Raw genomic sequence first — 15,213 nt, forward strand, 5'->3', positions numbered from 1 at the left:
AATGACTAGAATTAGGCTGAGAAGAGAGTATGAAGATAAAAAATGGTTTTACGTTAATTGAGTTGATGATAACCGTTGCCATTATAAGCATTTTAGCGGCGGTGGCTTATCCATCATATACTGACTATGTTGCTCAAAGTGCTCGTGCAGAGGCTTATACATCACTTTTAAGGATTACTAATTTGCAAGAACAGTTTTATCTTGATAATCGAGTATACACGGAGGATATGAATGATTTAAGTTTAGGTGCAGATCCCTTTATAACAGACAATGAGTTGTACAGTATCGATTCTACAGGGACAACAGGATATGTCGTTGTTGCAACAGCTCAAGGAGTTCAGGCAACTCGAGATAGTGACTGTGCTTCAATTCAAATAACGGATACAGGGACTAAAACCCCAACGGAGTGTTGGCAATGAAGCGTTATATTATTCCACTGTTTTTTCTTATCTTATCTGTACCTGTTCTTGCCAGCGAGAAACAAGATTATAAGTGTTTTGTTAAGTCCTCAGGTGGTGATAAGGTTTTGTTTTATCGGTGGGAAGTAAAAGGCGTTAAGTTCAAGGCTGCTGCTTTAATAGGGAGTGCAAGTAAGGATAAGAGAGGAAAAACGTTTTATATTAAAAGTGTGCAAGAGTGTGTGGGAATTAATCAAAACTTTAAATCTGCTGCTGCGCAGGCTACTGATAAAATTACATTACACTAATAATCATTTGTGGATATAACTTTTATAGAGCTTAATTAGTAAGAACTACAGTTGATAATAGCATCTGAAAATCGTACTTTCCCTGATGAACTGACCTCAACTCCTCTTGAGTTCTCACTCGTTTGAGAGCCAGGGCAATATGAGAAGGTACCGATTGTGGAGGTCGCGGGTATCATTCCATCAGGTGTAAAACTAATTGAATTACCTGCATAGGTGATAAAATCATTACTGTTAAAAGCATCAACCTGCCTGATAATTGGATCAGTTACCCCATTGGTTGAGTCAATTGTCGCTGCTGCACCATTATCAATAAAAATACTAAAACCTGCTTTCCAATCAGAACCACAGCTTGTGCCTGAAATAGGGCAAATGGTTACTCTAGCTCCATAGTTTACAGCTTGGCTACGGGCGAACATTAGGTATTGTTGCATTTTTCTTATTTCACTTTCGGCTCTATAGCCTTGATACATATCAGTGAAAGAGGGGACTCCGACAGTGATTAGTGTCGTGGCTATTACGAGTGTCACCATTAGTTCTACTAAGGTGAAGCCTTTCTTAAGTGTCAACATTGCATGAATCCTCGCTATATACTTATTATAGTATAAGCGAAAATGCATATTTTATCTGCAACTTGCTAGCAAAAAACAAGCCATTATATTGGCTTATAAGGTATTTTTGACAGTGACTTGCTTGGTTATCAATTCGCTAATTATCGCATGAGATCACCTTTTTATTTGAGAACCTTACTCGTCCGGCTTGATTGATTATTACGGCTTGTGAATATTGGCTGTCTTGTGTCGATGGACAATACCTTAAAGTGCCATTGGTTCCAGAGGCTAAGCCAGTTGGCTGGAATCGAACAGCCTGTCTGTTATAGGTTATAAAGTCTCTTGTATCGAATGGACCAGTGTTAAATATTATGGCATCAGTACCATCTATCTGATTAGATTCGCCCAAATCAGTAAAGATAGTAAGGCCAATTTTCCAATCTTTGGAACACTTACCTTCCTTTATGGGACAGACTGTGACCCGACTCGAATAGTTGATGGCGTGGTTTCTGGCAAGTTGAAACGTTTGTTGCACTTTCCTTATAGATGAGTCTGCACGAAAGTATTCATCAATGGATTGGAATTGTGGTACACCGACTGAAATTAAGATAGTGGAGATGACTAAAGTTGTCATGCATTCCACTAGAGAAAAGCCTAATGATTTTTTCATTTTTCATCCTTGAAAATTATCTTACTCTCATCCTGAAAGTAAGTGCCAAATTAGTGAATATTCTGCAGAAGTTTAATTATAGATCAATTATTGAACTTTAAGTTACTTCCATAATTGTTTGTTAAGTCGAACAAGCCTTGTATTGAACAATGTAATATTTAGCCTTTGGGGAAAGTCTATCGCATGCTAAGATTAGTCATTAAATACTTTATAACAATTTAAGCAAGTGAATAGGAGAGTTGGATGAAGAAGGTCGAAGCCATTATTAAGCCATTTAAATTAGATGATGTGCGGGAATCGCTTGCTGAGATTGGTATTACGGGCATGACTGTTTCAGAGGTTAAAGGTTTCGGTCGTCAAAAAGGCCATACTGAGCTTTATCGTGGTGCCGAGTATATGGTTGATTTTTTGCCTAAAGTTAAAATTGAATTAGTGATCCAAGATGAGCTGTTAGATCAAGCGCTAGAAGTGATCGTTGATACTGCGCGGACTGGAAAAATTGGTGATGGAAAAATATTTGTCACAGAGATAGAGCGAGTGATTCGGATCCGAACCGGTGAAGAGAACGAAGAAGCTGTTTAACTTCGCCAATGAGCTTGTATTGAAAAGAGTAAAATGCCGCAATTTTTGCGGCATTTTTGTTTGTGTGTTAACTCAGGTTTTAAGTGGGTGCTTTACTACTTGAGTCTCTAATCACTGGCTCGGGAATAAATATTTTCGCTAGTTCTGCATCAACTGAGCGTCTTTTAGCAATCAGTAACTCTGTCGCCATTTGGGCTATTTTTTGGGTTGGCTGATGGACTGTTGTGAGTTTCGGCCAGGTTTGTCTGGAGAATGGGCTATCCTCAAATCCAACAATGGATAGATCGCTTGGAATATTGAGTCCTTCAAGTCGCGCAGCAAAAAGTGCACCAGCCGCTATTTCATCGTTACAAGCAACGATTGCTGTTGGTCTGTTGCTCTGTGTTCTTTTTAATAACTCTTTAGCTCCTTCGACACCTGATTCAAATGAGTACTGGCCTGCAATAATATTGTTACTTTCGATCTGAAGCTTGTTGCTTTCCATTGCTTGTGTGAAACCCGCTAAGCGTTCTTTGGTAGACTCGTGATGTTGGTCACCACTTAAGAAAGCAATTTTTTTATGACCTAAATCGATAAGATGTTGAGTGATACTCACGGCTCCGTGTTTATCGTTAACAAGAACGGCTAAGCCTGTGTCAGCTTTAACTTTCTCTCCGGCTATAATCCGAACATAGTTTGCATTTATATCATCAAGTGCTTTTAATATTTTAGGGTCTTCAGAAAGTGGTGGCGTTAACACTAAGCCAGCTAATCTGGCGTGTTTAACCATGGTTGTTAATTCGTTACAGATGTTGTCGGATTTCGCGTTGCAAGGATGGATGAGGAGATCATATCCTAATTTTTTGCATGACGTTAAAATGCCATTTTGCATATCAATAACATAGTAAGCATTCGGATTATCATAAATAAAACCGATGATATAGGACTTTGTTCCCGCTAAATTCCGAGCGGCTAAGTTGGGCTGGTAGTCTAGTGCTCTTATCGCATCATTGACTTTATCTATCGTCGCTTGCTTTACCGAAGGCTCGTTATTGGTGACCCTAGAAACCGTTTTTATTGAGACACCAGCATACTTAGCAACGTCATTTATAGTGACTTTCATTATTATAAATACTCTTTATGTCAGCGCATTAAGTATAAGAGTCAGTGTGATAAATAGACCGTTACAAAATGCACTCTTAGCTTTACGGAGAAGAGTTTTTCAATTTGTTACTGACTATAGTGCGAACTTTTTCTCTAATTAGCAAACAAGAAATTTAAATTTAATACCACTGAAATTCAAAACTTCTAAGATATTTTATTGCTTAACGCCCCCATAATGCCGTTAACACTTGGTTTACATCTGTGTGGCAGTGAAATTATTTGTAAAAAAAAGTGAAAATTAACGAAATGTAATTAATTTAGTTATTTTTTTGTGGCGCGTTAGTTAATTATTGTGTAATGTTTGCTCTGGACATGACAGCGTTGTCATTCCATTAGGGAATGGTTATGGATATTAAAAAAATAAAATAAAATAAAGTTATGGAAGGGAAATGAGATGCGAACATCTAATTTTAAGAAAAGTATATTGGCGACAAATATTGCTTTAATGCTGGGAACTGCAGTCTCGATGTCTGCAATCGCAGCTGAAGCGGACTCAGTACCTACAGTAAATGATGATAATATTGAAAAAATTGAAGTTCGTGGTCTTCGTGCTTCTATGAAAGCTTCTATTAATGAAAAACGATTCTCTGATGCCGTAGTTGATGCTGTATCGGCTGAAGATATTGGTAAATTCCCTGATGGTGATATCGGTGAATCATTAGCTCGCATACCAGGTGTAAGCGTTAGTCGCCAGTTTGGGCAGGGACAGCAAGTTTCAATTCGTGGCGCATCCTCACAGTTAACTCGAACCTTGTTAAACGGTCACGCGGTTGCTTCAACGGGTTGGTTTGATCAGCAATCAATTGATCGTAGTTTTAACTATTCACTTCTACCACCTGTAATGGTTAGTGGAATTGAAGTTTATAAATCATCTCAAGCAGATATTACCGAAGGTGGTATTGGTGGTACTGTAATAGTCAAGACCCGTAAGCCACTTGATTTAGAAGCGAATACTGCCTACTTAAGTGCCAAGGGAGATTACGGCTCTGTTTCAGAAAATATAGATCCTGAGTTGTCAGGGTTATATAGCTGGAAAAATGAAATTGAAAATTTTGGTATATTGGTTGCGGCAGCAGGCTCGAAAACTGATTATCAGCGTAATGGTATTGAAACGCTTCTTGGTTGGGGCGAAATTGTTCCAACAACTTTTCAGCAAGATCGTGAGCGTACAGCGGTCAATGTAGCCGCTCAATATCGCCCAACAGACAGTTTAGAGTTCGGTTTAACGGTAACAACCTTAGATCTTGATGCTAATAATGCAAACACCTCACTCTTTTTATTCCCGACACAACAAGGTGAATCGACTTGTAATCAAACCAATGCTGCTGGAGTTTGTGTTGATATCACTCATTCAGGTGTAGATGCATTTGCTTGGGCTCAGACTTGGGCGCGTAAAGCTCAAATGTCATCTGATACCTATGATTTAGATTTTAACTTCGAAGCTGAGAATTTTACGCTTGAAGGCCGTATTGGTAATACTTCGGCGAAAGGTGGTACTAGCCTTACTTCTAACTACGGTAACTCCATCGGCAAGTCTAGTGACTTTGCTGGCCACTATGATGCTACTGGTGAAATCATTGACATCGATATCGCAAATAAGACATTTGATTCAAGTGACTTTAATGGTGAGCTAGCGACAGCGGGCTGGGCGCTTAAGAAGCAACCAAATACAGATGAAGAAACATATGCACAATTTAATGTAACTATCCCCGTTGAGCTTGGAGCTATAACGTCATTTAAGACCGGTGTTCGATATGCAGATCATGATGTGACGCAAGAAACTGATATAGCTAACGTTGGTGATATAGCCTCTCGTGATGCTTCGTACTATTACAGCGGTACTATGTCATCAGGTGCAGGTTTTACTCTGCCAAAACCTAACTTTGATGCCATGATTTCAGATGCAAATGCAGCAATTGATGGTTTTACTCGTGATAAGTCAGGTTACGGAACACTAAACGAGAAGAACCTAGCTCTTTATGGAATGGCTAATTTCGAAGCTGAAGGTATACGAGGTAACGTCGGTCTGCGTTTTGTTTCAAGTGATATTGAATCTGATTATTATGCGTTAAGTAACACTGGTGAGTTTGCTGATAACTTGACTACAGATACGGCGAGTTATAGCGATGTTCTTCCAAGTGTTAACGTGGCATTTGATTTAACATCGGATCTGATTTTACGTACTTCAGCGGCTCAAGTTATCTCTCGTCCTAACTATTCTGAGTTATTCGCAACCTCGACTTTACCGGGTTTGAATGATGGCACACCTGGTAACGAGAAACTTAACCGAGGTTCTGTTTCTCTAGAACCATTTAAAGCGACTCAAGCAGATGTAAGTTTAGAGTGGTACTTTGGTGGTGAAGGGCTTGCTGCGATAACTTACTTTATCAAGGACGTGAGCTCATTTATCTCTACACGTCAAAAGCTTAACCAACAGATCGGTATTGATGATAATGATTTGATTGCTGCTGGTGGAAGTGCTTGTGGAGTCGGAGTTTACGATTGCTGGACTGTAAGTGAAAAGTATAATGCTAACGGTGGTCATATCGAAGGTGTTGAGCTGCAATTACAAGACTCGTTTGATAGTGGATTTGGTTATGCTGCAAACTACACGTATGCAGATGCTGGTTCACCTGCTGACAACTACCCTGATCAAGTCGGTGTATTCTCAGATTCATCTAAGCACACTGTAAACTTAGTTGGTTACTATGAGAATAATAGCTTTAATGCTCGTCTAGCTTATAACTGGCGTAGTGAATACATGATGCGTGAACTCCCTGGTTTCTACGGTAACCGTCAGCACCAGGATTACGGCACATTAGACTTAAGTGCTGGATACAGTGTTACCGAATGGATGGATATTACGTTTGAAGCGGTTAACTTAACTGAAGAAGATAGTATTCAAATCGGTGTTGCTCCACTGGACGCTGAAGTTATTCCAGAGTTTAAAGCTGATTACCCAGTATGGAGCTTCGAAGGTGAAGCTCGTTATAAAGTCGGCGTTGCACTACGTTTCTGATAAAGATTGATATATCGATGAAGCCCAGTTAATACTGGGCTTTTTATTGAGGAATTATTGTAATTACCTAATAATATTGCAGTTAACCCAAATAATATTGAAGGTTCAGTATGGATATTAAAAAAGTAGTTATCGTTGGCGGTGGAACTGCAGGCTGGTTAGCTGCAAATCATTTCGGTAAAGCTTTGCTTAATACTGAAGGAGTCTCAGTTACTTTAATTGAGTCTCCAGATATTCCGACTATTGGTGTAGGCGAAGGAACGGTTCCTGCAATTAGAAAATCTCTACAGAGTTTCGGAATAAGTGAAAGTGAGTTTATTACGCAATGTGATGTAACGTTTAAGCAGTCGATAAAATTTTCAAATTGGTTAAATAAAGATAAACATGGTCATGATAATGCTTTTCACCACCTGTTTGATATGCCATCGCCTTTGGGCGATGACTTGACGCCTTTCTGGCTAAATCATCAGCACTATGACTATTCGAAACTTGTTTCTCCTCAGTTTGTGGCCTGTGAAGCTTTTAAAGCACCGAAGAAGATAACTACGCCTGAATATGAGGGTTCACTTGGATATGCTTATCATTTAAATGCAGCAAAATTTGCAAAGCTATTGGCAAAAAATGGTCGAGATCGTTTTTGTGTCGAACATATTTTTGCTAATGTCAGTGAGGTTAAACTCAATGAATCAGGGGCTGTAGGCTCGTTAGTTACAGATACTCATGGCGAGCTGTTTTTTGATTTTTATATTGATTGTACTGGGTTTGAGACCCTTATTATAGACAAGAGCCTCAAGGTGCCTTTTATCGATAAGTCAGAACAGCTGTTTGTCGATAGAGCTTTAGTAGTACAAGTTCCTACGGATATTAACGCATCTATCCCACCCTTCACCATGGCAACAGCTCACCAAGCAGGTTGGATCTGGGATATTGCGTTAACGAATAGAAGGGGGGTCGGTTTTGTCTATTCAACCAAATACATGGATGATGAAACAGCTATTGGTAAGCTTGATAAATACTTAGGAGGAGGGTTATCAGATTTAAGTTACCGTATTCTGCCGATGAAAGTCGGGTATAGAGAGAAGTTTTGGCATCAAAATTGTGTTTGTCTCGGTTTAGCTCAAGGTTTTTTAGAGCCATTAGAGGCAACTTCCATCCTTCTTACTGACTTTGCGGCTAACTATATCGCTAATCGTTTCCCTCAATCAATGGCACAAATGCAGACTATTCAACCTCAATTTAATCAGGTTATGGGCTACGCTTGGGAAAGAGTCGTAGAGTTTATTAAGTTGCATTACTGTTTGTCGGATAGAGTAGACTCTCAGTTTTGGATAGATAATAGAGACCCAAGTACCATTCCTGATGAATTAGTGAGAAGATTAGCTCTTTGGGAAAGTTATGCGCCTAATCGAGAAGATTTTTTTAGCAAATTTGAAGTGTTCGATCTTGAGAACTATCTCTATGTTCTTTACGGAATGAAGTACCACACTCAAGCGAACAATCTAACAGATGAACAATCGCATCTTGCCAATAAACAGTCTCAGCAGCTTGCTAAAATTGGTCAGCAACTGACAGAGGAATTACCTGATCACAGGGAGTTACTTAATAAGATCAAAGCGCATGGACTTCAATCAATCTAGCCTTCTTTTTACTTGAAGATAATTAGTCGAACTCCATTAGTTAGCATATAACTTGTTAGGTATTTGAAGACTGTTTAACGAATGGAGTTTCTAAAGCTGGGTTGAACTAGTGGAGAAGCAAGCTCTATATCATATATAGAGTTTGCTCTAGTCCTACATAATCTCCACTTTCGAGCAGATATTTAAATTAAGACTGAGTTTCATCAAACTCATTTTGCTTAGTGATCAACCTCGCAATCTGATGCAGTGAGGTTAAGTGAGCATAGATGAGTGGCAATAGGCCTTTGCTTTTTAGGGTAAGAAACTCTTCATCTTTTAGCTCCCTCAATGCCTTCTCATCGATAATATATACCCCATCAATGTTGACTTGTGGACTGTCACTGCTGAGCTTTACTGTGAGTTGTTTAGGGGTCAACAGATTTAAATCTGCAAAATATTTAGTGATGCCAGCCGTTTGCTGGGTAAAGCTCGCTAGATCCAATAGGGCATTTGAGCGTTTTTTTAAGTATTCAGTTTGTTCGCCAGATTTGTCGAAAAGTTTATCACCTTCATCTGTAGTGACAAGTTCACTCTTTTCATCGATAAATACCATCACCTCTTCGCTATTTTGTGATGTTTGCATTAAGGATAGTGGTGATTTGCTAAAGCCAATAGGGGTTACTGAAGCATCCCAATTTTCAGTTTGACAGTACAGGTTGAAATTATTGTTAATTCCCATCATGGCGATAGGTGTAAATTGACCATTTTCTGTATTTTTTACGAAGACAATAGGAAATTCTGTAGCCAATATGGCAAATTCTTGTACGACGACAGGGATCAAGCTTTGTGCAGCAAAGCGACGGTAGTCCTTGGACTCTTTTATCGCAGTATTCAGATGTACTGTTGAATTCAGTGGAGAAATATTTGTCATATTAATCAGTGCCTCAGCTTACTATTTAATTGTTATGTTTTTTGTAGGTGCCGAGTAGTTACACTCATTACTCGTTATGATGTTAACAACTTTAGACAGCGTTGTCATATTTTGGTGTTAACGCTCATGATCGAAGCGAGTTCTCGTTTCTAGCTTCGTTGCCAGCCTGAAGCTAAAAGTTCAGTACTTATGTAAGAAAGATGTAGATATTTAGCTTGCTCTTGTGTATGTTTGTTAATGACAGCGTTGTCATCCGCTTGTGTGATAAGCTGTTGGTAAGGTCTACATGATGAAGGAAGAGGTCTCTTAATTCATGTTTTGGCAAACATTTGCTAGCAATCTTTGGCGTAGGTTTGTGCTTTATACTTTATATAGTCTCTCCCCAGAAACTAGCTTTTGCTAAGTGTTATCTTCACTGTTTTGAATATAACACTTAGCTACTTTTTCTTTAGGTTAACTGGACTATATTGTGGTGAGTCATAGGAAAATAAGGTAATTAATACTCTTGTCTGATGTTGACGAAAGAGGAAGTAAAATTCATGTTACAGTCTCGAATTAACATTTTTATTCTCGCTTGTCTATCCACTCTCTGCATTATTACGAATGTTACCGCTGAAACCTTAGTCATTACTATCTCTCCTTTAGTTGATGTGTCAACAGCAATAAATAAGACTGTATCGGTGATGCAAATCAGCCGACATTGTCAGCTGAAGCCGCTGGAGAGTAAACTTATGTCACCAATGATATGTTTAAAAATTCAAATGAGTTTGCCACTGGTTCTGTTTCTTTTAGCCGTGTGCAACTTCTATAGTCGAATGAGGGTTTGTTTTTCCAAGGAGAAAGGTTGGGGGGATTGGATTATGCCGTTTACAGGGACGAATATACAATACTAAGATATTTTTCATATGCTTGACTCAAGGAATTTGGCATAAGAAAGTCACCTGAATAATTATAATAATAGAGGGATACAATGAAGCTTAAATTATTGACTGCGACCATCACCTTAGTATTGGTGACAATTGGTTGTTCTGAAAATAGTGTTGTAGATGATAAGAGCTCAATTGTGCAAGCAAAAGCCGATGCTTCATTGGCAATGACACAAACACGATTAAATCAACTGGGTGATACCCTTGATGTAAAATATCGTCTTCTAACCAACTTTCCTGAAGGTTGCCCTACTGCAGGTGTGGACGGACGCTGTTTTAGTGCTCAAATCGATCTTACTTCGAGTGTTGATTTAACCAGTTCTGATTGGGCTATCTATTACAGTCAAATGAGGCCGGTACAAGATGTACTGTCTGATGAGTTCACTATAACGCGTGTAAAGGGCGATCTGCATAAGATAACCCCAACAACCTCCTTTAAAGGCTTAAAGAAAGGGGAGACCAAAACCATCGATTTCCGTGGTGAGCTTTGGCACTTATCTGAAATTGACGCGATGCCAAACTATTACTTGGTATCTGGTGAGTTAACCCCAGCTTTAATTAAGAGCACTGCTGTGACCTATGACTCAGAAACAGGCATTGAAGTCAGGCCTTACGCTGTCGAATTTACCGATGCAGATAAACACTATAAACGCAGCGACACAGACTTAATCAAGTGGGCAAAAACTGAGGTTCTGTTTCAAGCCAACCAGGGCATTGAGCTACAGTTAGATGCAGCAACAAATAGCATCATACCAACACCGCTTAAGATAGCGATCAATTCAGATGATAAACCAGTTTCACTGCATTCAGGTATCAAGCTCGAACTCAACGGCCACAAGAAAGAATTCATTGCTGCTGCACTGCATAGATTAGCGCGAATAGGGGTGGCAGAGTCTGACAAAGGGTTGCCAGTTGTTTTAAGCGAGCTTAAAGGTTCAACTCAAACTGGTGCATATACGTTAGACATAACAAAACAAGGTATCAAGCTGGCCGCTGGCGATGATGCGGGATTCTCTTATGGTTTATCTTCATTGGCAAGCTTGATAGATACTAAAGAGCTTTCAATCAATTCCATGCTAATTGAAGACGCACCAAGGTATGACTTTCGTGGCATGCATATCGATGTGTCACGTAACTTCCACAGTAAGCAGTTAGTGTTAGATATGTTAGATCAGATGGCTGCTTATAAATTGAATAAGCTGCATCTGCATATGGCTGATGATGAAGGTTGGCGCCTAGAGATCGATGGATTACCTGAACTGACTGACATTGGCAGTAAGCGTTGCCATGATTTGAGTGAAACCACATGTTTATTGCCGCAACTTGGTAGTGGTCCATTTGCCGATACACCAGTCAGTGGCTATTACACCAAAGCGGATTACATTGAGATATTGAAGTATGCATCGGCGAGACAGATTCAGGTGATCCCGTCGATGGATATGCCTGGCCACTCAAGGGCGGCTATCAAGTCGATGGAGGTGCGCTATAACAAGTTGATGGTAACAGGTGATGAAGTGGCTGCTAAAGAGTACATGCTGATCGATCTTGCGGACAAAACAGAGTATTCATCGATTCAATACTATGACGATAACACCTTAAACGTGTGTATGGAGTCTACTTTCCACTTTGTCGATAAAGTGATTGATGAAATCGCCAAGTTACATGAAGCCGCAGGGCAGCCTTTGACTATTTATCATATAGGCGCCGATGAAACAGCTGGTGCCTGGCTTGAGTCACCTCAATGTAAAGCGTTTCTAGCCAACAATGTACAAGGTGTCACATCTTTTGATGAGTTTGGAGCATATTTTGATGAGTTTGGAGCATATTTTGTCGAACGAGTCTCTAATATACTCAATGATAAAGGGATAGAACCTGCGGGTTGGAGTGATGGTATGAGCCATACCAGACCTTCGAAGATGCCACAAAAATCTCAATCTAATATCTGGGATGTCATTTCCCATGACGGATATAAAAGAGCCCATGATCAAGTTAACTTAGGCTGGGATGCAGTACTGGGCACACCAGAAGTGCTTTATTTTGATTTCCCCTATGAGGCTGATCCAAAGGAGCATGGCTACTACTGGGCAAGTCGTAATACCAATGAGCGTAAGTTGTATGGTTTTATGCCTGATAATTTACCAGCAAACGCTGAGCAATGGACCGATATTCAGGGGCTGGCATTTGAAGCTGATGATACCGAAAAGCTGAATGAAAATGGGAAACGTATCAGTGGACCAATGAAGGCCAATAAGTCTTTTTCTGGAATACAGGGACAGATCTGGAGTGAAACCTTAAGAAGTGATGAGTTGGTTGAATATATGACTTTTCCGAGGTTACTTATTTTAGCCGAAAAAGCATGGCATAAAGCTAGCTGGGAAGTACCTTATCAATATTCAGGTGCGATTTATAACCAGAGCTCCGGATTCTTTACTGAGCAGATGCGTGCAAGCCAAGCTAAGCAGTGGGCAGTTATAGCCAATACACTAGGCCAAAAGGAGTTAATAAAACTCGATATGGCAGGTATTGATTACCGTGTACCTACTGTCGGTGCACATATTCATGATGGTCAACTTCATACTAACCTAATCTACCCAGGTCTTGAGGTTGAGTACCGTGTTGCTGGTGGAGAGTGGATCACATTCCAATCTCCAGTGGTTGTAAAAGGGACTGTTGAAGTGAGAGCCGTGGCTGCCGATGGTGTTAGAAAAGGACGGACTCTCACTGTTAATTAACAATTAAACAACAGGTGTGACTTTGCCTTATGCTTTAGTCATACCGTTATTAACCCTCATGGACTCTACTTTTTCTTAAATACGCCTTAGGTTTTTTACGTATAAAAAGTAAATGACAACGCTGTCATAATTGTTGTAACATGAAGTTAACTTAATCAGTGAGCAGAGCGACATTCTGGTCGTGTGCGTTTTGAAGAAAAACTGTGAATGAGGTCTGTCATGATAGTGAACCAGACGAAGGAGAATCCGTTGTTTATAGGTATTGATGGTGGTGGTAGTAAATGTCGAGCAACGATTTATTCAGCTGAAGATGGTGTAATTGGTACTGGTGTAGCTGGACGAGCAAATCCACTTCACGGTTTATCTCAAACGTTTGAGTCGATTCAATTGTCTACAGAACTTGCATTAACAGATGCAGGAATGTCTTTAGGTGACAGTAAGGGGTTGGTTGCAGGTCTTGGTTTGGCTGGGGTTAATGTCCCTAGGCTTTATCAGGATATCGTTAATTGGGATCACCCTTTTGCAGATATGTACGTCACCAGTGATCTGCATACTGCTTGCATCGGTGCACATAAAGGTGGCGAAGGTGCCGTTATTATTACGGGGACGGGATCTTGTGGTTATGCCAATGTTGATGGTAAATACATTAGTCTTGGTGGCCATGGCTTTGCTTTAGGAGATAAAGGTAGTGGTGCTTGGTTAGGTTTAAAGGCTGCTGAACAGTCTTTGCTGTATTTGGATGGTTTTGCTGAAAAGACCATACTGACAGAGCGTTTGATGAATCATTTTAAAGTGAATGATGCCATGGGTATTGTTGAACATTTAGCAGGGAAAAGTTCGAGTGTTTACGCTACATTAGCTCGAATGGTGCTTGAATGTGCTAATCAGCAGGATGATGTTGCGCAGGCCATAGTAAGAGAGGGGGCTGCATATATTAGTGAGCTTGCTCGTAAGCTGTTTGAGATCAATCCACCGCGTTTTTCTATGATTGGCGGTTTAGCCGAACCTTTGGCGCCTTGGCTGGACAAAGATGTTGTCGCTAAAATGTCACCGACATTAGCACCACCTGAACTTGGAGCTATCTACTTTGCTCGTCAGCAGTTTGGTAGCAAAGCGAGCTAATAAAGCGTTACTGAATAAATTGAGAGCTAACTGATGAAACAAACTTTTATAGCACAACAAGTTTTTGATGGCACTGATTTTCATCATAATCATCCAATCACTGTTGAGGACGGTCATTTACTCGCTTTTGATACCTGGGATGGGGCTAAAGAAGTAAAGCTGGATGGCACATTAGTTCCTGGTTTTATTGATGTTCAGGTGAACGGCGGTGGTGGAGCACTATTGAATTCTGATACTTCGGTTGAATGTATAGAGACCATAGGTGCAGCGCATGCTCAATTTGGCACAACAGGTTTTATGCCAACACTTATTACTGATGATATTGGTGTCATGCGTAGAGCGGCAGATGCCGTAGCAGTCGCGTTAGTTAAAGGCAGTGCGGGGGTGTTAGGTGTCCACTTTGAAGGTCCGCACCTCTCAATACCTAAGAAGGGTGTTCATCCTCAGTCCCATATTCGCCGTATCTCTGATGCTGAACTTGAGGTGTTTAATCGTCATGACTTAGGGATTAAAATTGTCACCTTAGCACCTGAAAATGTCTCCGTAGAGGTGATTAAAGCTTTAGTCGCAGCCGATGTGAAGGTATGTTTAGGGCATTCAAATGCTGACTATGAAACCGTTATAGCAGCTCTAGAAGCTGGTGCTACCGGCTTTACTCATCTATTTAATGCAATGTCAGCTTTTGGTTCTCGAGCACCAGGCGTTGTTGGCGCTGCCATTGAGAGCCGTGATGCTTGGTGCGGTCTTATTGTCGATGGTCATCATGTTCATAGTGCAGCAGCAAGAGTTGCTATCTATGCTAAACCCAGAGGTAAGGTAATGTTGGTGACTGATGCCATGCCACCAGTAGGATTGGATGATGAAGCCAGTTTTGAGCTTTTTGGTACTCAAGTTATTCGACAAGGTGATAGATTGAATGCGGTGACTGGTGAGCTTGCGGGCTGTGTGCTGGATATGGCTGGCGCGGTGCGCAACACAGTCAATATGTTAGGATTGAATTTAGATGAAGCGATACGTATGGGCTCGCTTTATCCTGCACAGTTTTTAGGACTTGCCAAACAACAGGGACAATTGTCCATTGGTAGTCGTGCTGATTTTACCTTACTCAATAGCGATATCTATGTAGAGCAAACCTATATAGGTGGTAAGCGTGTTTTTTAGGACTAACCCTAAGTGAACGTTCAAATTTAAGCCTCGATAGTTATGCTGTTGGGGCTT

Annotated in this window: 12 protein-coding genes; 8 read left to right on the top strand and 4 right to left on the bottom strand. The window is 40.4% G+C overall.

The features are described from left to right. Positions 1-29 precede the first annotated feature (29 nt). Both HWQ47_RS07795 and HWQ47_RS07800 read left to right on the top strand, forming a co-directional pair. Positions 30-419, top strand: coding sequence for a type IV pilin protein (locus HWQ47_RS07795; protein WP_269970598.1), 390 nt, complete (start codon positions 30-32; stop codon positions 417-419). Beyond that, positions 416-706: a TapY2 family type IVa secretion system protein gene (locus HWQ47_RS07800; RefSeq protein ID WP_269970599.1), complete on the top strand. Its 291-nt coding sequence runs from the start codon at positions 416-418 to the stop codon at positions 704-706. The genes HWQ47_RS07795 and HWQ47_RS07800 overlap by 4 nt, the downstream gene beginning before the upstream one ends. A gap of 35 nt (positions 707-741) precedes the next feature. On the opposite strand, the gene HWQ47_RS07805 is transcribed toward HWQ47_RS07800, so the two are convergent. Next, entirely contained in the window at positions 742-1,275 is a 534-nt protein-coding gene (locus tag HWQ47_RS07805; protein ID WP_269970600.1) for a GspH/FimT family pseudopilin, read from the bottom strand. 136 nt (positions 1,276-1,411) lie between these two features. Further along, positions 1,412-1,924: a GspH/FimT family pseudopilin gene (locus HWQ47_RS07810; protein WP_269970601.1), complete on the bottom strand. Its 513-nt coding sequence runs from the start codon at positions 1,922-1,924 to the stop codon at positions 1,412-1,414. A gap of 243 nt (positions 1,925-2,167) precedes the next feature. Here HWQ47_RS07810 and HWQ47_RS07815 point away from each other — a divergent pair, with 243 nt between their 5' ends. Then, positions 2,168-2,506, top strand: coding sequence for a P-II family nitrogen regulator (locus HWQ47_RS07815; protein ID WP_012323941.1), 339 nt, complete (start codon positions 2,168-2,170; stop codon positions 2,504-2,506). A 79-nt stretch (positions 2,507-2,585) separates the two neighbouring features. On the opposite strand, the gene HWQ47_RS07820 is transcribed toward HWQ47_RS07815, so the two are convergent. After that, positions 2,586-3,608: a LacI family DNA-binding transcriptional regulator gene (locus HWQ47_RS07820; protein ID WP_269970602.1), complete on the bottom strand. Its 1,023-nt coding sequence runs from the start codon at positions 3,606-3,608 to the stop codon at positions 2,586-2,588. Between the two features lie 435 nt (positions 3,609-4,043). Between HWQ47_RS07820 and HWQ47_RS07825 the strand changes: the two genes are divergently transcribed. After that, positions 4,044-6,668, top strand: coding sequence for a TonB-dependent receptor (locus HWQ47_RS07825; RefSeq protein ID WP_269970603.1), 2,625 nt, complete (start codon positions 4,044-4,046; stop codon positions 6,666-6,668). A 110-nt stretch (positions 6,669-6,778) separates the two neighbouring features. After that, complete coding sequence (locus HWQ47_RS07830) at positions 6,779-8,305, top strand: tryptophan halogenase family protein (RefSeq protein WP_269970604.1); 1,527 nt, start codon at positions 6,779-6,781, stop codon at positions 8,303-8,305. A gap of 187 nt (positions 8,306-8,492) precedes the next feature. On the opposite strand, the gene HWQ47_RS07835 is transcribed toward HWQ47_RS07830, so the two are convergent. Continuing rightward, positions 8,493-9,215 carry a SapC family protein gene (locus tag HWQ47_RS07835; RefSeq protein ID WP_269970605.1) on the bottom strand — a complete coding sequence of 241 codons (723 nt, stop codon included), beginning with the start codon at positions 9,213-9,215 and terminating at the stop codon, positions 8,493-8,495. 970 nt (positions 9,216-10,185) lie between these two features. Here HWQ47_RS07835 and HWQ47_RS07840 point away from each other — a divergent pair. The 3 genes from HWQ47_RS07840 (at position 10,186) to nagA (ending at position 15,156) form a co-directional block, all read left to right on the top strand. Next, positions 10,186-12,873 (top strand): family 20 glycosylhydrolase, encoded by a 2,688-nt coding sequence (locus HWQ47_RS07840; RefSeq protein WP_269970606.1) that lies wholly within the window; start codon positions 10,186-10,188, stop codon positions 12,871-12,873. 219 nt (positions 12,874-13,092) lie between these two features. Next, the gene (gene nagK, locus HWQ47_RS07845) at positions 13,093-13,995 is read left to right on the top strand and encodes an N-acetylglucosamine kinase (RefSeq protein WP_269970607.1); all 903 of its coding nucleotides are present in this window, start codon (positions 13,093-13,095) and stop codon (positions 13,993-13,995) included. A 33-nt stretch (positions 13,996-14,028) separates the two neighbouring features. Then, positions 14,029-15,156 carry an N-acetylglucosamine-6-phosphate deacetylase gene (nagA, locus tag HWQ47_RS07850; protein ID WP_269970608.1) on the top strand — a complete coding sequence of 376 codons (1,128 nt, stop codon included), beginning with the start codon at positions 14,029-14,031 and terminating at the stop codon, positions 15,154-15,156. Positions 15,157-15,213 lie beyond the last annotated feature (57 nt).

This window comes from Shewanella sp. MTB7, assembly GCF_027571385.1.
Taxonomy (GTDB): Bacteria; Pseudomonadota; Gammaproteobacteria; order Enterobacterales; family Shewanellaceae; genus Shewanella.